General features: G+C 72.9%; 18 protein-coding genes. 5 read left to right on the top strand and 13 right to left on the bottom strand.

The window, feature by feature from the left end:
• Window positions 1–42: 42 nt before the first annotated feature.
• A complete protein-coding gene (locus BJ971_RS05855; RefSeq protein ID WP_203709765.1) occupies window positions 43–768 on the top strand; it encodes an SDR family NAD(P)-dependent oxidoreductase in 726 nt (241 codons plus the stop codon).
• Window positions 769–934: 166 nt separating this feature from the next.
• Here the strand turns inward: BJ971_RS05855 and BJ971_RS05850 are convergent, their stop codons facing one another.
• Together BJ971_RS05850 and BJ971_RS05845 are read right to left on the bottom strand one after the other, a co-directional pair.
• Window positions 935–1,231, bottom strand: a complete 297-nt coding sequence (locus BJ971_RS05850) for a hypothetical protein (protein WP_184990522.1) — start codon at window positions 1,229–1,231, stop codon at window positions 935–937.
• Between the two features lie 123 nt (window positions 1,232–1,354).
• Window positions 1,355–4,429, bottom strand: a complete 3,075-nt coding sequence (locus tag BJ971_RS05845) for a putative bifunctional diguanylate cyclase/phosphodiesterase (protein ID WP_184990520.1) — start codon at window positions 4,427–4,429, stop codon at window positions 1,355–1,357.
• A gap of 78 nt (window positions 4,430–4,507) precedes the next feature.
• Here BJ971_RS05845 and BJ971_RS05840 point away from each other — a divergent pair, with 78 nt between their 5' ends.
• The 4 genes from BJ971_RS05840 to BJ971_RS05825 all read left to right on the top strand — a co-directional run bounded on the left by BJ971_RS05840 (window position 4,508) and on the right by BJ971_RS05825 (window position 7,522).
• Window positions 4,508–5,152, top strand: a complete 645-nt coding sequence (locus tag BJ971_RS05840) for a class I SAM-dependent methyltransferase (RefSeq protein WP_184990518.1) — start codon at window positions 4,508–4,510, stop codon at window positions 5,150–5,152.
• Window positions 5,153–5,197: 45 nt separating this feature from the next.
• Window positions 5,198–5,959: a LamB/YcsF family protein gene (locus tag BJ971_RS05835; protein WP_184990516.1), complete on the top strand. Its 762-nt coding sequence runs from the start codon at window positions 5,198–5,200 to the stop codon at window positions 5,957–5,959.
• On the top strand, window positions 5,956–6,567 hold the full coding sequence (locus BJ971_RS05830) for a 5-oxoprolinase subunit B family protein (protein WP_184990514.1): 612 nt from the start codon (window positions 5,956–5,958) through the stop codon (window positions 6,565–6,567). The genes BJ971_RS05835 and BJ971_RS05830 overlap by 4 nt, the downstream gene beginning before the upstream one ends.
• A 91-nt stretch (window positions 6,568–6,658) precedes the next feature.
• On the top strand, window positions 6,659–7,522 hold the full coding sequence (locus BJ971_RS05825) for a 5-oxoprolinase subunit C family protein (protein WP_184990512.1): 864 nt from the start codon (window positions 6,659–6,661) through the stop codon (window positions 7,520–7,522).
• Between the two features lie 71 nt (window positions 7,523–7,593).
• Here BJ971_RS05825 and BJ971_RS05820 read toward each other — a convergent pair whose 3' ends face one another.
• From BJ971_RS05820 to BJ971_RS05770, 11 genes are all read right to left on the bottom strand, one after another.
• Window positions 7,594–8,364 (bottom strand): HAD family hydrolase, encoded by a 771-nt coding sequence (locus BJ971_RS05820; protein ID WP_184990510.1) that lies wholly within the window; start codon window positions 8,362–8,364, stop codon window positions 7,594–7,596.
• Window positions 8,365–8,374: 10 nt separating this feature from the next.
• Window positions 8,375–9,136 carry an ROK family protein gene (locus BJ971_RS05815; RefSeq protein WP_184990508.1) on the bottom strand — a complete coding sequence of 254 codons (762 nt, stop codon included), beginning with the start codon at window positions 9,134–9,136 and terminating at the stop codon, window positions 8,375–8,377.
• 43 nt (window positions 9,137–9,179) lie between these two features.
• Window positions 9,180–10,082: a DNA-3-methyladenine glycosylase family protein gene (locus BJ971_RS05810; RefSeq protein WP_184990507.1), complete on the bottom strand. Its 903-nt coding sequence runs from the start codon at window positions 10,080–10,082 to the stop codon at window positions 9,180–9,182.
• Between the two features lie 338 nt (window positions 10,083–10,420).
• Entirely contained in the window at window positions 10,421–11,668 is a 1,248-nt protein-coding gene (locus tag BJ971_RS05805) for a Pecanex-like protein 1 (RefSeq protein ID WP_239087890.1), read from the bottom strand.
• A gap of 103 nt (window positions 11,669–11,771) precedes the next feature.
• On the bottom strand, window positions 11,772–12,497 hold the full coding sequence (locus BJ971_RS05800; protein ID WP_239087891.1) for a DUF4142 domain-containing protein: 726 nt from the start codon (window positions 12,495–12,497) through the stop codon (window positions 11,772–11,774).
• A gap of 234 nt (window positions 12,498–12,731) precedes the next feature.
• Window positions 12,732–13,403, bottom strand: coding sequence for a COG4315 family predicted lipoprotein (locus BJ971_RS05795; RefSeq protein WP_184998671.1), 672 nt, complete (start codon window positions 13,401–13,403; stop codon window positions 12,732–12,734).
• A 324-nt stretch (window positions 13,404–13,727) separates the two neighbouring features.
• Window positions 13,728–14,504 carry an anti-sigma factor family protein gene (locus tag BJ971_RS05790; protein ID WP_184990502.1) on the bottom strand — a complete coding sequence of 259 codons (777 nt, stop codon included), beginning with the start codon at window positions 14,502–14,504 and terminating at the stop codon, window positions 13,728–13,730.
• Window positions 14,501–15,178: a sigma-70 family RNA polymerase sigma factor gene (locus BJ971_RS05785; RefSeq protein ID WP_184990500.1), complete on the bottom strand. Its 678-nt coding sequence runs from the start codon at window positions 15,176–15,178 to the stop codon at window positions 14,501–14,503. Before BJ971_RS05785 ends, BJ971_RS05790 begins: the two co-directional genes overlap by 4 nt.
• 303 nt (window positions 15,179–15,481) lie before the next feature.
• Window positions 15,482–16,459: a hypothetical protein gene (locus BJ971_RS05780; protein WP_184990498.1), complete on the bottom strand. Its 978-nt coding sequence runs from the start codon at window positions 16,457–16,459 to the stop codon at window positions 15,482–15,484.
• Window positions 16,456–18,945 (bottom strand): AAA family ATPase, encoded by a 2,490-nt coding sequence (locus BJ971_RS05775; protein ID WP_184990496.1) that lies wholly within the window; start codon window positions 18,943–18,945, stop codon window positions 16,456–16,458. Before BJ971_RS05775 ends, BJ971_RS05780 begins: the two co-directional genes overlap by 4 nt.
• Window positions 18,942–20,090, bottom strand: coding sequence for an exonuclease SbcCD subunit D (locus BJ971_RS05770; protein ID WP_184990494.1), 1,149 nt, complete (start codon window positions 20,088–20,090; stop codon window positions 18,942–18,944). Before BJ971_RS05770 ends, BJ971_RS05775 begins: the two co-directional genes overlap by 4 nt.
• Between the last annotated feature and the right edge of the window lie 16 nt (window positions 20,091–20,106).

Raw genomic sequence — 20,106 nt, 5'->3', positions numbered from 1 at the left:
CCACCGGCGGCGCCGATATTCCGCTTTATGGGAGGTATGGACATGCCGGTCGTCATCATCACGGGCGCTTCCAGCGGCATCGGCCGCGCCACCGCGCTGCGGCTGGGCCGGCCGGGCACGACGGTCGTGCTCGCGGCCCGGCGCGGCTCGGAGCTGGCGGAGGTGGCCGCCCAGATCGAGGCGAACGGCGGCACCGCCCTGCCCGTGCCGACCGACCTCGCCGACCCGGCGCAGATCACCGCCCTGGTCGAGAAGGCCGGCACGGTCGACGTGCTGATCAACAACGCGGGCCTCGGCGGGGCGTCGTCGGTGCTGACCGACGACGCGACGGTCACCGCCATGGTCGACGTGAACCTGCAGGCGCCGATCCGGCTCATGCGCGCGGTGGTCCCGTCGATGCGGGCGGCCGGATCCGGTTCGATCATCAACATCGGCTCGGTGGCCGGCGAGATCGGCATCAGCGGCGCCTACTCGGCGACGAAGTTCGCGCTGCGCGGCATGACCGACTCGGTACGCCGGGAGCTCGCCGGCACCGGCATCGGCGTCACCCTGATCGAGCCGGGATACATCGCGACGGAGCTGACAGCCCACCGCAAGAGCCGGCTGCCGGGTCCGGAGATCGTGGTCGACGCGATCGAGCGGGCGCTGCGCCGGCCGCGGCGGCGCATCGTGGTGCCGCTGCGCTACCGCCTCGCGATCGCGGCGGCGAGCGCCCTGCCGCAGATCGTCGACCGCGCCTACGCCGGCAAGGCGGCCCGCGCCCGGTAGGCGGCGGCCGCACGACAATGAGCAATTTTCGGGGAAACAGGACCGACCCGGACACCGCCGCGGAAAGCTCCGCGATCGGTGCCCGGGTCAGCGATCCGTTTCAGACAGGGATCAACCGGGGCGCCTCTGAGGGTGCCCCGACAGGGCGATCCGCTACAGACGACCGTCAATAGATGCCGACACCGACACCGACACCGACACCGCCACCCCAGAGGCCGCCGTAAGCTCCGCCGTAGACACCCCAGGGATTGCCCACCCCGTACCACGGGCGGTAGTAGTTGTAGCCGCCGTAGATGCCGTACCAGCAGTCGTTGCCATTGTCCCAGTACCAGTCACCGGGGTAGTAGGCACTGCTGGCAACGGCGGAGCCGCTTGCAGGAGTAGCCGACGCGGGTGCCGAGATGGCGAGGCCCGTACCGGTTGCTAGAAGGGCACCGGCGAGAAGAAGGCCAGTACGTCGCATGATATGTCCTTTCAGGTGAGGATCTGTCACCCGAAATACTGACCCCCGCTTCGGACTTTTTCTCGCGTTTGCGGATTTAATACGATCCAACGTAAAACTCGGACTTTTGATTGCTCAGACCGGTCAGGCGGCGGCGAGTGGCATAGGTGCGCGCAGCCAGGCCAGCGCCTCGGTCGGGTCGAGCGGCGCCGAGTAGTAGTAACCCTGGCCCAGCGGGCAGCCCAGCTGCGCCAGCATCTGCCGGTGCGTCGCGTCCTCGATGCCCTCGGCCACCACCGTCAGATTCAGCGTCTGCGCCAGGCTCACGATGCCCGCGACCAGCGCATGCTGCTGCGCGCTGCCGATCATGTCGTCGATGAACGTCTTGTCGATCTTCAGGACGTCGATCGGCCGCTGCCGCAGGTAGCTCAGCGACGAGTAGCCGGTGCCGAAGTCGTCGATCGCGATCCGCACGCCGAGGTCCTGCAACACGGCGAGGTCGGCCCAGATCTGCTCGTCGTCGCCCATCAGCAGGGTCTCGGTGATCTCCAGCATCAGCGCCTGCGGCGGCACCCCGGCGTAGTCGAGCGAGGCCCTGACCTGATCGACGAAGCCCTGCTGGCGGAACTGCCGTACCGAGACGTTGACGCTCACGTACGGCTGCCGGGCGCGCGGCAGGATGCGCCGCCACTGCGCCACGGTGTGCAGCGCCTGGTCCAGCACCCAGCGGCCCATCGGCACGATGAGCCCGCTCTCCTCGGCCACCTCGATGAACTGGTCCGGCGCGATGACACCGCGGGACGGGTGGTGCCAGCGCACCAGCGCCTCGAAGCCGACCGCCTCGTCGGTCTCCAGGTCGACGATGGGCTGGTACTGGAGCAGGAAGTGCCCCTCGTTGACGGCGTGGTCCAGCGCGGAGCGCAGCTCGAGCCGCTGCACCATGACGTCGTGCAGGTGCGACTGGTAGCGCCGCCACTGGTTCTTGCCGGCGCCCTTGGCCACGTACAGCGCGAGGTCGGCCTGGCGCAGCAGCGCGTCGGCGGTGTCCGCCTCGGGCGTGGTGGTGATGCCGATGCTGGCCATCGCCTGGAGCGATTCGCCGTCGATGACGATCGGCTCGGCCAGCGCGGCCAGGATCCGGGTGGCGGTCTCCTCGACCGCGCCGGGGTCCTGCACGTTCTCCACCAGCGCGGCGAACTCGTCGCCGCCGAGCCGGGCGGCGGTGTCGTCAGCACGCAGCGCGCCGGCGATCCGCGCGGCGACGGCGATCAGCAACTGGTCGCCGACCGCGTGACCGAGCGTGTCATTGATGATCTTGAAGTCGTCCAGGTCGATGAAGAGCACGCCGACCACCGCGCTGTCGCGGACGCCGCGGGCCAGCGCGTGCTGTAGCCGGTCGGCGAAGAGGACCCGGTTGGCCAGGCCGGTCAGCGAGTCGTGGAACGCCTGGTGGGTGAGCTCGCGCTCGAGCTGACGGCGCTCGGTGACATCACGCAGGGTGACGACCAGCCCGGCGACGGTCTGATCCGCGCGCAGGTCCCGGCAGTGCATCTCCAGCATCACCTCGGTGCGCCGGCGCCCCACCGCCCGGAAGTCGAGCCCCTGCTGGGTGCCCGCGCCGCCGCGCACGGAGGCCAGCACGTCGGCCAGCCGGAGCCGGTCGCCCGGGTGGATGATGTCCGGCAGGCGTACGCCGACCGGCTCGGCGCCGAGCACCTGTACGGCGGACGGGCTGGCGTACCGCACCCGGTCCTCGTCGTCGACGATCAGGATGACGTCGGAGGTGTTCTGCACCAGGGTGCGGAAGTAGGTCTCGCTGTTGCGCCTGGTCACCTCCTCGCTCAGCGCGATCCGCTCCAGGGCGAGCGCGATCTGGGTGGCCAGCACCTCCAGCGTCCGCTGGAGGCCGCGCAGGGCCCAGGACGGACCGCCGACGTGCAGCACGCCGACCAGCGGGTCGCCGGTCGGGCGGTCCTTGAGCACCAGCGGGCAGCGCAGCACCGTGTTGAACTGGGTCAGCCGGACCGCGACGGCCCAGTCGACCTCGCGGGTGGCGACCAGACGGGCGGTCGTGCCCGTGCTGCGGTCGTGTGCGGACTGCGCCGCCGCCTCGGGCGATACCGGCTGCTCGGGTTCGGTGAACGCCATGGCGAGCACCACCTTGTGCGGCACGTCCGCGGGCAGCAGCTGGGCCACCGCCGTGCGGACCGCGTCGCCGACCTCGTCGGCGTCGGCCGCCGAGACCAGCGCGGCCGAGGCGCCGCGCAGCCCGCGCTCGCGGGCCATGGCCTGCCGATGGCTGGCCATGACGCCCGCCATCCGGGCCAGGACCAGCAGGAACGTGCAGGCGCTCAGCACCGCGACCACGTTGAGGTCGAACACCCCGCCGTCGACGCGGGCCTGGAACACCAGCACGGCGGGCGCGGCAAGGGAGGCCAGCGCCAGCAGCGCCAGCCGGACCCGGCCGAGCTCGGCGGAGGGCGCCGCGGCGGGCCGGGTCAGCTCGGTCATCGACGCGCTCATGGCGGCGAGGCCGGCGGCCGCGTACAGGGGTATCCGCCCGAAGGCGGACAGGAACGCGACGTCCTCGCGGAAGGAGACAAGGGTCACGACGTCGGTCAGGAGCAGCGCCAGGATGCCGCCGGCCAGCCACAGCGCGGCCCGGCCGCCCCGCCCCGGCGTGGTGAGCAGCCGGGTCAGCAGGGCCAGGCAGACCAGGTCGCCGACCGCGAACGCCATGGTGACCCACGCCTCGTCCGCCGACAGGTCGGCGTGGCGCAGGTACGGGCCGATCACGAACGTCCAGGCCAGCAGGGCCATGCCGGAGGTGAGGGTGAGCGCGTCGAGCAGGCCGCCCCGGTCGCGCCGACCGCCGGTGCGCAGCCGGACGAACCAGAACAGCGTCACCGCCAGCAGCGGGCGGGCCGCGAGCATGATGCCGACGCCGATCTCGTCCAGGCTCGCGAGAACGCGCTCGGCCGCGGGGCCCGCCCTGCTGGCGGTCGTGCCGATCGCCGAGAGGGCGACCGCGACGGCGAGCAGGTGCCAGGGCACGCGCGAGTCGGGCCGGTGCCGCCGGATGCCGACGGTGATCATCAGGATCGCGGCGAGGCCGGCGAGCAGGAGCAGGGGCAGTTGCCAGGCCGGTACCGCGTGGTAGGCCACGCCGAGCGAGACCATGCCGGTGCCGAAGAGAGCGGCCGCGAGTTTGGTCGGCATGCGGCTCCTCTCCCGAAAATCCTTCCGACGCTGCCCCCTGATCGGTCCCCGCCACGGTCAACTGAGCAGAATCGGTGTGTGTCCACCGACTTCGTGCGCTCCAACACGCGACTCGCGCCCGTGCCCTTCCTTCCCGAACTCGTCCTGCACCAGGCCGAGGAGCCGATCGAGCTCTGGGAGCGGACGGAGGCGGCCGGCGCCGAGCAGCCTCCGCCGTTCTGGGCGTTCGCGTGGGCCGGCGGCCAGGCGCTGGCCCGGCACGTGCTCGACGACCCGGATCTGGTCGCCGGCCGGTCCGTGCTCGACCTGGCGACCGGCTCGGGCCTGGTCGCGGTCGCCGCCGCCCGCGCCGGGGCGCGGCCGGTGACGGCGAACGACATCGATCCGCTCTCGCTCGCGGCCGCCGAGGCCAACGCGCAGGCCAACGGCGTCGAGGTCCGGACCGTCGAGGGAGATCTGTTGGAGGACGGGTACGCAGAGGCCGACGTGATCCTGGCCGGCGACGTCTTCTACAGCCGCGAGATGGCCGGCCGGGTGCTTCCGTTCCTGCGGCGGGCCGCGGGCCGGGGCGCGCTGGTGCTGGTCGGCGACCCGGGGCGGGCATACCTGCCGATCGAGGCGATGATCCTGCGCAGCACCTACGACGTGCCCGTGATCGAGGCGCTGGAGAGCGTGGCGGTACGCCGGACGAGCGTCTGGCAGGTGGTCATCCACCCCCGGTAACGTCGGTGCTGCCCTTCGCCCGAACCGTCCCGATCGAGGAGCGCCATGGACCTCAACAGCGATCTCGGCGAGGGCTTCGGCGCCTGGCGGCTCGGCGACGACGAGGCCATGACCGACGTGGTGAGCAGCGCCAACATCGCCTGCGGGTTCCACGCCGGCGACCCGCGGACCCTGCTCGAGGTGTGTGAACGGGCGGTCTCCAAGGGCGTGGTCATCGGGGCGCAGGTCGGCTACCGGGACCTGCCCGGCTTCGGCCGGCGCTTCATCGACTACGAGACCGCCGACCTGGTCGCGGACGTGATCTACCAGCTCGGCGCCCTGGACGGGCTGGCCCGGGCGGCCGGCGACCGGGTGCTCTACGTCAAGCCGCACGGCGCGCTGTACAACGCGATCGTGCACCACGAGGGGCAGGCGGCCGCGGTGATCGACGCCGTCCGCCGCTACGACCCGGACCTGCCGGTCCTCGGCCTGCCGGGCTCGGTCTTCCTGCGCCTCGCCCACGAGGCCGGCCTGCGGGTCGTCCGCGAGGCCTTCGCAGACCGCGGCTACCGCCCGGACGGCACGCTGGTGCCGCGCCGCGAGCCGGGCGCGCTGCTGCACGACCCCGCCGAGGTCGCCGAACGGATGCTCCGGCTGGTGACCGATCACACGCTCGTCGCGGTCGACGGCAGCGTGATCAAGATCGAGGCCGACTCGATCTGCGTGCACGGCGACTCGCCGGGCGCGGTCGAGATGGCCCGTGCGGTGCACGACGCCCTCGCCGGCGCCGGCGTGGAGATCGCCGCCTTCGCGGCCGCGGCGTCATGAGATTTCTCCGCTGCGGCCGCGAGGCCGTGCTGGTCGAGGTCGACGACCTGCCCGCCGCCCTCTCGCTGTACGCGGCCCTGCGCTCGGCCGGCCTGCACGGCGTGGTCGACCTGGTACCCGCGGCCCGGACGGTGCTGATCCACCTCGACCCGGCCGTCACGTCACCGGCGGCGGTCGAGCGGGCGACCGCCGGGCTGCCCGTCGGCGGCGCGGACCCGGCCGGCGCCGGGACGGTCGAGATTCCGGTGCGCTACGACGGCCCCGACCTGGACGACGTGGCCGAGCACACCGGCCTGACCCGGGAGGCGGTGGTCGCCCTGCACACCGGGTCGGCGTGGACCGTGGCGTTCGCCGGCTTCGCACCGGGCTTCGGCTACCTGACCGGCGGCGATCCCCGCCTCGACGTGCCGCGGCGCGACTCGCCGCGCACCCGGATACCGGCGGGCTCTGTCGGGCTGGCCGGCCGGTTCTCCGGCGTCTACCCGAACGACAGCCCCGGCGGCTGGCAGTTGATCGGCAGCACCACCGAGCGCATGTGGGACCTCGACCGCCCGGAGCCGGCCCTGCTCACACCCGGCGTCAGGGTGACGTTCAGGGCGGTGCAGTGAGCAATCTTCCCCGTGGCCTCGGGCCAGAGGTCTCCGCGCCGCCGACCGCCGCCGGGAGCTGCCGCCCCGGCCACGTTGAAAAGGCTCAGCGATGACCGTGACCGTCCTGCGGCCCGGCCCGCTGACCGTGCTGAAGGACCGCGGCCGGGCCGGCCACGCCGGCCAGGGCGTCGCACCGTCGGGTGCCGTCGACCGGTCGGCCCGCGCCCGCGCGAACGCCCTGGTCGGAAACTCGCCGGACGCGGCCGTGCTGGAGTGCACCCTCGGCGGCCTGCGGGTCCGCTTCGACTCGCCGGCCACCGCCGTGCTGACCGGCACCGACGCCGTCCTCTCGGTCGGCGGCGACCACGCGGGGGTCGAGGAGGTCGTCGAGGTGCCGGCCGGCGCCGAGGTCACCGTGACGATGCCGCGCCGGGGCCTGCGCAGCTACCTCGCGGTACGCGGCGGCTTCGCCGTCCCGCCGGTCCTGGGCTCGCGCTCGACGGACCGGTTGACCGGCATCGGCCCGCCCCGGCCGGCCGCCGGCGACGTGCTGCCGATCGGCACGGCGCCGCCCGGCGGCCGCGGTACCGGCACCGCGTCCGCGCGCGGCGCGACCCCGCCCGCCGGCGAACCGTGGGAGGTCGATATCGGGCCGCGCGACGACTGGTTCACCGCGGTGGCCCTCGAGACCCTCCTGAGCGCGGAGTTCACCGTCTCCCCCGCCTCCGACTCGGTCGGGCTGCGCCTCACCGGGCCCGCGCTGTCCCGCTCCCGCACCGCGGAGCTGCCCAGCGAGGGCGTGGTCCGCGGCGCGATCCAGGTGCCGCCCGACGGGCAGCCGATCATCTTCCAGTCCGACCATCCGGTCACCGGCGGCTATCCGGTGATCGCGGTCCTGACCCCGGCGGCGGCCGACCTGGCCGCGCAGGCCCGCCCGGGCGCCAAGGTCCGCTTTGCCGTCGCCCCCGGCTGATCGACCGACCCGGCCACGGGCCGCTCACCCTGAGTAGCCGGGCTGACCGACCGACCCGGTCGCGGGCCCGCTCACCTCGAAGCAGCCGGAGGACGGCCGGGCGGCGGGGCCGCGGCGCGGAGCAGGTCGCGCAGGCCGAAGCCGTCCTCGACGAAGGCGTCCGGCTCCGGTCGCCCCGCCGCGCCCTCCCGGTCGGTGCGCGGCGAGCGCATCAGGATCGCCGCGGTCACGCCGGCGCGCCGGGCGCAGGCGATGTCGCGCTGCCGGCTGTCGCCGACGAACCAGCACTCCTCGGCCGGTACCCGCAGCCGCCGGGCGGCCCGCCGGATCATCTCCGGGTTCGGCTTGCGGACGCCGGCCTCGTCGCTGTAGATCTGCGCCGCGAACAGCCCGCCGACCCCGGCGCCGGCCAGGAAGTCCCGGTGCGCCGCGCCGCACAGCGTGTTGCTGACCACCGCCATCGGCAGGCCCGCCGCGCGGGCCGCGTGCAGCGCCTCCGGGATGCCGGGGCGCAGCGCCCACTCCGGCGACCAGGTCCAGTCGTAGCTCAGGCCCGTCGCACGCCGGCGTACGGCCTCCCGGGCCGCGCCGGGCCAGCCCGTCGTGACGAACCGCCCCCAGGCCTCGGCGTGGGTCAGCTCGTCCGGGTGGTCCTCGTCGCGCCACGCCGCGTACGCGGTGGCGCCCGCGACCAGCGACCGTTCGATCTCGCCGGGTTCCAGCGCACCGCCGGTCAGGCCGCCGAGGCGCAGGACCAGCCCGGGTGGGGCCGGGTGCCGGCGTGGTGCGTCGGCGAGCACCCCGCCGAAGTCGAGGAGCAACGCGCGCGGACCGGGCAGCATGCCCCCGAATCTATCGAGAGTCGTCAGCCCGCAGGGTCCAGGCCCGGACCCCGCCGACGATGCCCGCCGTGTTGGGCACCACCACCACGTCGTCGCCCATCCGGGCCAGCTGGGTCGGGGTGATCAGGCGGGAGTTGCCCCCGCCCAGGTAGACGCGGTCCCAGAGGAAGACCGGGCGCAGCCCCTCGACCACGTTGCGGACCCGCCGGGACCAGAGCGCGTCGCCGAGCCGGCGCCGCTCGGGCTCGCCGATGTAGGTGTCGTAGCTCATCCCCCAGCGCACCGGCGCCTGCGACATCTCCAGGTGCGGCGCGAGCTTGCCCCCGTCGAACAGCGCGCAGCCCAGCCCGGTGCCCAGGGTCAGGATCAGCTCGCAGCCGGTGCCCGCGACCACGCCCGCGCCGTGCACCTCGGCGTCGTTGAGCACGAGCGTGGGCAGCCCGAACGCCCCGGCGAGGGCGGTGCGCGCGTCGAAGCCGTGCCAGGCCTGCACCAGTTCGGGGTCGACCTTGGTCCGGGGCCCGCTGCGGGTCACGTAGTGCGGCGTGGCGACCACCACGCCGTGCCGCAGCATGCCCGGCATGCCGACGGTGACCCGGTCCGCGCTCGGCAGCCGTTCGCCGAGCTCCACCAGGGTCTTGACGAAGAGGTCGGGCGGCAACGGGTACGGCGTCGGCACGCGCAGCGGCTGTGCCCGCATCGTCCCCGCGTCGTCGAGCACCGAGCCCTTGATGCCGCCGCCACCGCAGTCGATCGTCAACGTAAAGGCCACGCCCCAGTGTGCAACGACCGGCCGCGGGGCGAAACCTGGGCTCCTAGAACCGGGCGAAGGAGCGGATCGGCATCCGCGGGCCGAACTTGGGTGCGCTGATCCCGCCCAACGCGAGCAGCTCGCACACCCGGCCGCGGTGCCCCCGGAACGGCTCCAGCAGCTCCAGCATCCGCTCGTCGGTGCCGCGGGCCTCCCCGGCCAGCCCCCAGGCCACCGTGTTGGGGATGTGGAAGTCGCCGACGCTCACCGCGTCCGCGTCGCCGTATGAGGTGCGGACCACCTCGGCGGCGGTCCACGGGCCGATGCCGGGTATCGCGGTCAGCCGCCGGGTCGCCTCGGCGCTGTCGGCGCACCGATCGAGCCGGTCCGCGACAAGGGCGGCGCGCAGGAGCGCCTGGGTGCGCCGCTGCTCGACGCCGAACGGGTGAAAGGCCCAGTACGGCGTCGCCGCGACGGCCTCCGGGTCCGGCGGGAGCAGCAGCCCGGCCGGGCCGGGCGCCGGCTCACCGAAGTGCCTCATCATCGCCCGGTACGCCCGGTGCGCCTCGATCCCGGTCACCTTCTGCTCCAGGATCGCCCGGATCAGCCGGTGGAAGAGCTGACCCGTCGCGGGCAGGCGTACCCCGGAGAAGGTCCGGGCCAGGCGGGCGACCAGCGGGTGCGACGCGGCCAGGGCGGGGAAGTCGGTGAGGTCGTCGCGCAGGCCGGCGATCGCCTCCGCGCGGTCGGTCAGCCAGGCCGCGCCGGGCCCGTGCCCGGTCGCGGTGAGCTCCGCGCCCGCGCGGGCGAGGTGCAGGGACCCGGGACCGTCGGGGGTACGCGCGGCGAGCCAGAAGTCGCCGTCCGAGAGCGTGCCGCACGGGTCCTGGCGGACCGCGAGCAGGGGCCGCAGGGTGCGGTGGAAGTGGTATCCGTCCGGCGGGCTGAGCCGGCGGGTCCTGGTCACGCGGCCACTCTGCCACCTTCCGGCCCTGGTACCAACCTCCGCCGGGCACACACATGCCGATGGCCCTGACCGCGCTCCCGGTCAGGGCCATCGGTGGGGTTTTGCGGACACCCGAGTCGGTCCGCGTCACCCGGTGGCGGAGCTGCGTAGCTCGGCTCGAGAGTGGTACCGCGCCTCCTTTCGTCAGCCGATTCCTTACTCGAGCCGCCTGCCGCTACTTGCCGTCCTCAGGGGGGTGGACGACGGCCGGTTCCGACGGGGGGTCCCGCGCGGGGCGGCGTCACCTCGGTGACGCGGCCCCGCGGGGGTTCGGACCCGGTTGCGGCAGGGCTCCGTACTCAGTTGTTGTTGTTCTGGTTGTTCCCGTTGTTGTTGTTCTGATTGTTGTTGTTCTGGCCACCCTGCTGCTGGCCCTGCTGCTGGTCCTGCTGGTCCTGCTGGCCCTGACCCTGGTCGTTGTTGCCGCCGCCGACCTCGATGCGGACCGCGTCGAACGCGGGCGTCTGGTTGGCGCGCTGCATCATCGGGATGCGGTGCGAGCCGTCACCGGCCCACGAGGCGCACTGCGCGGTGCCTTCGCCCGGGATCCCGGCGACCTGGATGGTCACCACGTCCGGGGCGGCGCTACCACGCTGGTCCTCGGTCGCCACGAAGAACGCGGGAACCGGAGCCGGGTCGGGCGCCTCGGTGGTGTTCGCCAGCAGGCGGCAGGCGGTGTGGAAGTGACCGCGGACGATGCCGCCCTGGAGCACCGAGCTCTCCACGTAGTAGCCGCCCTGGCCGGCCGCGAGGAAGCGGTCCCGGATCAGGTTGCGGGTGCTGACCCGCAGGGTGAACGGCGTGTTCGGCTCGACCTGCGTGGGCGCCTCGACGATCAGCAGCGACGGGTTGTTCTCCTGCGAGCCGACCTCGCCGAACTCGGTGGAGACGCAGCGGTTGCCGTTCTGGAAGCCGTCGTGCGGCGGCAGCTGGCTGGTGTCACAGCTGTTGGTCAGGATGCCGAGACCAGCGCCGGGGGGCGGGGTCGCGGCGCCGCCGCCGTTGTTGCCGCCGTTGTTGTTGCCGCCGTTGTTGGCACCACCGTTGTTGCCGCCATTGTTGGCACCACCGTTGTTGGCACCGCCGTTGTTGCCACCGTTGTTGGCGCCGCCGTTGTTGCCGCCGTTGCCGGCCGCGGTGCTGGCGCTGCCCGACGGCGCGGGCGCGGCGGTCGCGCCGCCACCGTTGTTGGCGCCGCCGTTGTTACCGGCGTTCTGCATGACCCACTGCCGGCAGCGGGCCCGCATCTGGGCGGTGGTCGCCACATCGCCGGCGCCGTCGTCCGCGTGCTGGGTCACCCGACCGTTGTTGGTGGTGTAGGTGCCCTTCCGGGTCTTCGTCGAGAGCTTCGAGGACTTCGGCGCCTGGAGGTTGTTGCAGGCGGCCAGAGCACGCTGGCTGGAACGCTTGGTGCTCGCGTCCGAGATCTGCGTGACGGTGACGATGCCGCCGAAGGCAACCAGGGTGGCTACCGCGGCGATGATCCGGCGCCGACCGGTGAACCACTTGGAATACTTGGATTCGCGCCGGTACTGCGACCTTCGCATGGTGACACCTTTCTCTGTCGCACACTTGGCGGGCGGTGGAGCAGCCGCCTGGGGGTGATGCCGTACGGCCTGGTCGGCTGGCCAGGTCGAGACCGTCCGCGGGCTATCGCGTCCGGAAGATGCGCATGGTGGTGACCACACCGGCGACGAGCGCGCCGGCGAGAACGAGGAGGATCACTGAGGTGCTCACGCCCGGGATGCCGTTGGCCTCCGCCGCGGCGAGCATCTGGTTGTCGACCGGCACCGGGCCACCACCCGCCGCGGCCGGGGCCGGGGCGGTCGGCAGCGAGCCGTAGTCGACGATGCCGCTGCTCTCCAGCAGCGTCATGTGGGTCATGACGAACTGGTTGGCCTGCTGCGCCAGCTTGCGGACCGAGTCGTTGCGGGTGCTCGCCCGGATCGTCGCGATGGCCGGGAAGATCTTGCCGTGCGCCGCGCGGAGCCGGTCGATGAAGACCTGGTCGAGCTGCTGCGGCGTCGCCGCGTTGCGCATCTCGTTGAGCCAGCCCTCCTGGTCCCGGTTCGGCTCGTTCGGCAGCGCGATGCCCAGCTGCTTCGCCACCGCGATGTCGAGCTTGTCGAGCGTGACGTGCTGCGCCGCGATCGACCGGCCGACCTCCGCGACCCGGGGGTCCTCCGACCGCTCGGCCGCCATGTTCCCGGCCGGAATCTCCCAGAGCCCGGCGAGGCGGACCTTGACCACGAAGTCACGGTCCGCGGCGCTCAGCACCCCGGTGCCCTTGGTGGTCAGGCCGGTGTTCGGCGGCACCGGGACGGGGACGTCGGCCCGGGCGGGGCCGACCGGCGCCAGCAGGAACGCCAGGATCATCGCCAAGGTGCCCACCAACCAGCGCTGAGGCCGGCGAGAGGAGCGGGCGGCAATCATCTTTCACACCTCCGACGATGGGTTCGGGAAGAAGCTAGAAGAGGTACTTCCCGTAAAGCAATTGGAAAGCGGAACACTTACGCTCGACTTAACGAGAATTTATGGACCGAATTCCCTCGCGTATGTGGCCGGTCACCGCCCGGATTGGCGTCGACCGGCCGCACCGTGAGACGTCCGTCAGTAGCTGTAGTCCGAACCGGCGCTGTCGCTGCCGGCGTCACCGCTGGAGTCGGCCTCATCGCCCTCCGCGGGGGGAGCGACGGCCTTGGACGGCGCCGGGAGGCAGGTCAGGTTCTTCTTGCCTTCGGGGGTGATGACGAACCACTTCTGCCCGACGTTCTGGCCCTTCCACTGCCCCGGCTTCTTGTCGCCGATGTAGGTGTAGACCGGCCACTTGTCGATCGTCAGCTGGAGCGTGCCGTCCTCACGGGTCACGGTGCCGACGTCGGCGGCGTCCACGCCCTGAAGCTTCGGCTTCTCACCCTTGTTGACCACCGCGGGCGGCCAGACCTTGGCGCAGTCGCCGTTGCAGTTGGAGACGACCTCGGGCTTGACCTTGTCGTCGTCGAAGCGGTAGAGGACGAAGCCGTCCTCGTTCTGTACCGTCTCGCCCATCCGCTTGACCTTTGTGGCCTTGAGCTCGCCGGTGGTCTCGTCGTCGCTCAGCTCGGGGGCGTCGCCGGCCGCGGCGGCCTCGTCACCCTCGACCTCGGCGCCGGGCGAGGGACTGGCGGCAACATCGACGGCGTTCGCGGCCGGCTGGGCGCCGTAGTCACTCGCGTTGTCGACTCCCGCCGGGGCGCAACCGGTCACGGCGAACGCCGCCGCGATAGCGGCGCCGACGACCATCAACTTTCGCTTCTCCGGAACCACGGTGTGCCCTCCAACTGGATTGTCCATCTCGGCGTTCGGGCAGTAGTACGCGTCCGGGCCGCCCGCGGTTGAAGTATCGGCCCATGAAATTCCCAGATTTTTGATTGAACCGAACGACCCCGCGGTACGTAATTGACAGGCCCGGCGTCGCGTTTATTGCGCAGCGTGGCGAGGGCATTCACACCGGGTGATATCGCGGCCGATAAGTGACGGCGATTCAGCTCTGCATAACCGCCGAATAGACGCCGAAGCCCGGCAGCGCACTCGCTGCCGGGCTTCGATCGTGCTCTGCGACCGGGGTCAGGGAACGCGGACCAGGGTCTCGGTCGCGCCCTTGTCGTCGATCGACTGGATCTGGAGGTGGGCGATGTCGTCGCGCGGCAGGGCCGTGGCGGCCTGGAGCAGCAGCGGCGCCGGCTGGGCGGCCGTGCCCCAGCCCTTGTCGCCGACCTGCCAGGTCGACAGGACCTCGGACGAGCCGTCGGTGCGGACCGCCACCAGCCGGCAGGTCAGCGGGCCCTTGATGTTGGAGACCGCGAAGGAGACCTGGGTGCCCCAGTCCTTGGGCTCCAGCCCCACGTCGGCGCGGACGCCGGACCGGGCGTCGGTGCCGCCGAGCCGCTCGCCGGGCAGTTCGGTGCCGCCGATGCCCACGCCGCCCTCGGCCAGCGGCAGCGGATCCAGCTGCTTGCTGGAGCGCTGCGACTGGGGCGACGGGGAGGACGGGTCCGGCGCCAGCCACTGGCCGCCGGCGAACAGCGCGCCGATCGACAGCATGGCGAAGACCACGACCGCGGCGGCCAGGGAGTAGAGCCGCCGGCTGTTCGCCCGCCGCCGCTCCTGCTTGACCTCGACGATCATCTTCTTGAGCATCAGGCCGTCGCGGCGCGACTGCTCGGTGGCGACAAGCGCGTCGGCGTCGACGTCCGAGAGGATGTCGACGACCGGCAGCATCGACTCGAGCTCGATCGCGCAGGTCGCGCAGTCGATCAGGTGGTCCTCGAAGCGCGCGGCGTCCCGGTCGTCGAGCACGCCCAGCGCGTACGCCGCCACGTCGAAGTGTTGTTCCTGTGTCATTCCGTCACCCCCCGCTGCTGCAGAGCCGTACGCAGGGCCCGCAGGGCGTAATACACGCGAGACTTGGCTGTGCCCAGGGGGAGGCCGAGAACCTCGGCCGCCTCCGGGACGGTCTTGCCGCGGAAATACGTCTCCACCAGGATCTCACGGTGTGACTGGCTGAGCGTACGCAGCGCATCGGTGACGGTCATGAGCTGCAACACGCGGTCGGTGTCGTCGGCCGTGCTCGGGAAGCTCTCCAGCTCCCGGTCATAGGTCTCCGGCGGCCGCGCGCTGACGCTGCGGTGATCGTCGATGGCGATCCGGCGGGCGACGGTGACGAGCCAGGGGCGCAGCGACTGCTGGCCCTGCGCGCCGAGCCGGTGCGCATTGCGCCAGGCCCGCAGGAGCGTCTCCTGGACGATGTCCTCGGCCCGCTGGCGGTCGCCGCCGGTGAGCCGGAGCACGAACATCAGCAGTGGGCCCGCATGCTCCTCGTAGAGCATCCGGACGAGCGTGTCCTCGTGGCTCGCCGCCTCCGATGTCGCGCCGTGCCGGGCCTGTCGTGGAATCACGGCATCATCATTATCCGCACCACGGCCTCCGTCGAGAGCCTGCCACCCACCGCCGGACCGCTGCTGCGTCATCGCGCACACCCTGTCCGCCGTGGGCCGCTCCATGACCAACGCATGCATCGAATCCTCCAGCCGGTGCTTTCCCCGTCGCCTGTCATACGGCCACGAACCCCGGCCGGGATCAAAGCGAACGGGAAAATTTCCGGGAGCCCTGGGGGCCGGCCGGCATGGACGAGCAGTTGCAAGAGGTTCCTCCGGGTCCAAGCCGCGAGGGGCCGCGACTTAATCCATAGACACCGATATGTACTCGGGGGCACGCGAATAATACTCAGCAACCACCGGCCGTCGACAGACTTGCGGGGCACACTCCACCCGCAAAGCGGATGCAACACCAGCAACCGGTGCCTCAGCGGTTACACAAAGTCACAAAAGCCGGGACCGCGCGGTAGCCAGGGTCAGCGCCCGGTGCAGCACCCGCGAGTCACCCAGGAGACCGCGCAGCCGCCGCTCAAGGCCGGCGATCGGCACCAGATTCTGGGGTGCCCGCGGATCCTTGTAGGCAGAAGAGGCGAATCGGGGCAGAACAGCCGATGAAATCTCGGCCAGCTCCACGGCGGCCTCGGCGGGCAGGTCCGGGGAGCACTCCACCCGGACGATCCCGGACCAGGGTGCGCCGGAGGCCCCGGGCAGCCGCAGGTACCAGGACCAGCCGCCCCAGACAGTGCCCAGCTGGAAGACCGGGGTCCGCTGCCCGGGGCGCAGCGACGTCACCACGGGCGTCAGCGCGGCCGGCAGGTACTGCTTCTGCTGCGTCTTGACGTATCCGATGGTCCGCGGGAGCTGGCGCCGGTTGCGCAGCGGCCCGTCGACCACCAGCAGGTCGGCACCGTCGGACCCGCCGTCCCGGGCCGCGCCGGAGATGTCGATCTCCAGGGCGGTCAGCGGCGCCTGCACGGCCGCGGGCAGCTTGCTCGCCTCGCCGGTACCGCTGACCCGGTGCACCTCGTACAGCACCGAGCCGGCTTGCAGGTCCGAGGCGCTGGGCGAGGCGGTGAACAGCCCGCGCCCCACCCGGGCACCGACCAGCTCCGCCACCCCGTTGCCGAGGTCGCACCGCACCACCCCGGCGGCGTAGGAGGCGGCCAGCCCGGCGTACGACATGCCGTCGTCCTCGGCGGTCCAGAGCCCGGCGTCGTTGCGCCGCACCCCGTCCACCAGGAACACGACGTCCGGGCACCGGACGCCGGGCGCGACGTCGATCGGCGCCCACTGCGCGGCCGGCACCTCGACGTCGGTGTCCACCTGCGCGCTGCTCGGCGAGGCCGGACCGTCGGACGAGTCGCCGCCCTCGAACGACGCCCCGTACGCCGGGTCCCAGGCGTCGACGAACATCCGCGTCACAGACCAACCCTCTCCACATAGGCCGTCCGGGCGTCCTTGTGCACCTCGAAGCGGACCGGCACCCGGTCGGCGAGCGCGTTGACGTGTGTCACCACGCCGACCATCCGGTCGCCGCGGGCGGCGAGGTTCTCCAGGGTCGCCGCCACCACGTCCAGCGTCGCCGCGTCGAGGGTGCCGAACCCCTCGTCCAGCACGATCGACTCCAGGCTCGCCGCCGTGGTCGACATCCCGGCGAGCTGCTCGGAGAGGGCGAGCGCCAGCGCCAGCGAGGTCTGGAACGTCTCCCCGCCGGACAGCGTCCGCACGCCGCGGCGCAGACCCGCGTCGTGGTGATCGACGACGAAGAACTCACCCTTGTCGTGCATCAGGTCGTACTGTCCTCCGGTCAGCTCGCGCAGGATCCGCGACGCGCCGTCGACAAGCAGATCGAGCGCCTCCTCGAGCAGCCATCGCTCGAAGTTGTTGGCCCGCAGGTGCCCGGCGAGGGCCTTGGCGACCCGGCCCTCCCGCAGCAGTGCGGCCCGCTGCTCGACGAACTCGCGGGCCTGCTCCCGCCGCTCGACCAGCCGCTGCCAGGCCGCGCCGGCCCGCTCGGCGGCCACCGCGGCGGCCCGGATCAGGTCCGCGTCGGCGCCGCCGGCCGGCGCGCTCAGCCCGCCGCCGGTGAAGAGCTCCACCACGGCGGCCCTGGCCCGCTGTGTCTCGGCGTGCGCCGCCTCGACGGCGGCGACCGCCTCGGCGCGGGCCTGCTCGCGCTGCCGCGCCGAGTCCCGGGCCCACCCGGCCAGCGCCGACCAGGCCGCGGCGAGGTCCTCCCGGTCGGCCGGCGGCGGCGAGAACCGGGCCACCCCGTCGCGCATCGTGTCGAACGTGCGCCAGGCGGCCCGCTGCTGCTCCTCGGCGGCGGTGACCGCCGCGGTCGCGTGGCGCTGGACCTCCCGGGCCGAGCGGACGGCCGCACCGGCCTCGTCCAGCTTGCGCTGCAACCCGGTCAGCTCCGCGAGCCGGCGCCGCAGCGCCTCCACGCCCGGCGAGTCGGCCAGGGCGGCCCGCACCTCGTTCAGCCGGGACCGGTGCTGCTCGAGCTGGGCCCGCTTGCGGTCGAGGCCACGCTCGAGCTCGCGCGCCACGGCGTCGCGCTGGCGGAACGCCGTCGAGGCGACGTCCGCGGCCGCCCGGGCCGCCTTGCCCGTCCGCTCCGCCGTCTGCACGGCGGAGCCCTCGGGCGTCGGCGGCACCTCGGCGACCGGCTGGGCGCAGACCGGGCAGTCGTCGCCCGGCGCCAGCACCGCGCGCAGCGCCGCGGCCCGGTCCAGCGTCTGCGCCTCGGCGTAGTCGAGCCGCGCCTGCTCCAGCAGCTGCTCGGCGCCGTTGTGCGCGGCGCGCGCCAGGTCGGCGGCGGCGACCGCGTCCTTGTATTCGACCTCGGCGACCGACGCCTCGCCCGCGAACCACTCGGCCTGCCCGATCAGCCGGTCGAGCTCGACGTGGCGGTCCAGCAGCAGGCCCAGCGAGCCCGCGTCGCCGGCGGCCGCCAGCTCGCCGCGCACCTTCTCCTCGCGCTCCTCCGCGGCGTGCACGCCGTCGGCCGCCTCGGCGGCGCGGGCGCGGGCGGCGGCCGCGGCCTCGGCGACCTTCGTGCTGCCGGCCGGGACCTTCACCCGGGTGAGCGCGGCCAGCTCGCCGGCGATCGCGTCGCGGATGGCGGCCAGCTCGGCCTCGCGGTCGCGGACCGCACTGAGCTGCGGCACGGCGCGCTCGACGGCGAGGGTGAGCTCGCGCATCGCGGTCAGGCGCGCCTCGGCGGCCGCGACCGCCTCGTCGTCGGCGTCGGCGAGCCCGGCGAGCATCTGGTCGACGGCGGCGAGCCGGGCCTCGGCCCGGCCGGCCCGGGTCGACGCCTTGGCCTGCACCTCCTCGTAGACGTGCAGGCCGAGCAGGTTGACCAGGATCTGCTGGCGGGTGGCCGGCTTGGCGTGCAGGAAGTCGGCGAACTGGCCCTGCGGCAGCACCACGCAGCTGGTGAACTGCTCGTAGGGCAGCCCGACCGCCTCGACGATCGCGGCGTCCATCTCGGCCGGCGTCCCGGCGAGCACGTCGCCGAGGTCCTCGAGGCTCATCCCGGTGTCGAGCCGGGTGACGTCGAAGCCGGGCGGCATGAGCTGGAGCCCCGCGCCGGCGGTCTTGACGTTGCCCCGGCCGTCGCGGCGCACCACCCGGGTCGCGACGTAGCGCGAGCCGGCGGACTCGAAGACGAGCCGCACCCGGGCCTCGTTGGCCGAAGGGGCGAGCGCGTTGACGATGCCCCGGCTGCCGCCCCAGCGCGGCACCGTGCCGTAGAGGGCGAAGCAGATGCCGTCGAGCACGGTGGACTTGCCGGAGCCGGTCGGCCCGACCAGCGCGAAGTAGTCCGCGTCGGTGAAATCGACAGTGGTCTCGTCCCGGAACACCGTGAACCCGGCCAGATCAAGCCGCAGGGGCCTCACGCGCTGCTCACCTCGTCGTAGAGCTCGTCGAAGAGTTCGCGGACGCCGTCCTCGGCGTTGCCGCGGCTGTCCAGGTAGTCGCCGAAGAGCTGGCGCGGCGAGCGGCCCGCGCGCTGCGCCATCCGCTCGCCGGCCCGGTCGGGCACCATGTCGGGGTCGATGCGCACCTCGAGCGCGTGCGGCAGCAGCTCCTGCACGTCCTCGCGCAGGCCGACCCGCGGCGTCTCCCGGACGAACACCCGCAGCCAGGCGTCCGGCAGATTCACCGTCGCGAGCTGTTCCAGCGAGCCGCGCACCGTGCGCAGCGTCTTCGCCGAGGTCACCGGCACGTCGCGGACCTTCGCCGCCTTGTCCGCCGAGACCTCGACGATCGCCACGGAGCTGACGTTCTCCTCCTCGCCGAAGTCGACGGCGAGCGGGCTGCCGCTGTAGCGCACCGGGCAGGGGCCGATGACCTGCTGGGAACGGTGCAGGTGGCCGAGCGCCACGTAGTGCGCGCCGGGCGGGAAGACGGTGGCCGGCACCGCGTATCCCATCACCGTGTGCGCCTCGCGCTCGCCGCCGCCCGTGCTGGCGCCGACGACCGTGAGGTGCGCGGTCAGCAGGTTGACCACCCCCGGCTCGGCGAAGTCCTCGGCGAGCCGGGCGATCAGCCGGGCGATGTGGTCGGCGTAGGTCTGGCTCGCCTCGGCCGCGGTCAACTCGTACATCTCGACGGCGCGGATCGCGAACCGCTGGGAGAGGAAAGGCAGGGCGGCCAGCCGCCACCGCTCGCCGCCGGCGGTCGTCCCGGTGATGATCAGGTCGTCGGGCTTGTCCCGCACCGAGCCGCGCAGCGTGATGCCGGCCGCGTCGGCCCAGGGCCGCAGCGCGTCCAGGGCCTGGCCGTTGTCGTGGTTGCCGCCGATCGCGACGATCTCGGCGCCGGTCTGCCGCAGCGCCGACAGCGCCCGGGTGACGACCCGAACGGCGTCGGGCGACGGCGCCGCGGTGTCGTAGAGGTCGCCGGCGATGATGACCAGGTCGGGCCGCTCCTCGCGGGCGATCTCCACGACCTGGCCGAGCACCCGGATGTGTTCCTCGTGCCGGCTCCGGCCCTTGAGAACCTTGCCGACGTGCCAGTCGGACGTGTGCAGGATGCGCATCGCAGAACCCTAACGC

It is taken from the genome of Amorphoplanes digitatis, assembly GCF_014205335.1.
GTDB lineage: Bacteria > Actinomycetota > Actinomycetes > Mycobacteriales > Micromonosporaceae > Actinoplanes > Actinoplanes digitatus.
Note: the sequence above shows the minus strand (reverse complement) of the source record. Positions and strands in the feature narration are given on the sequence as shown.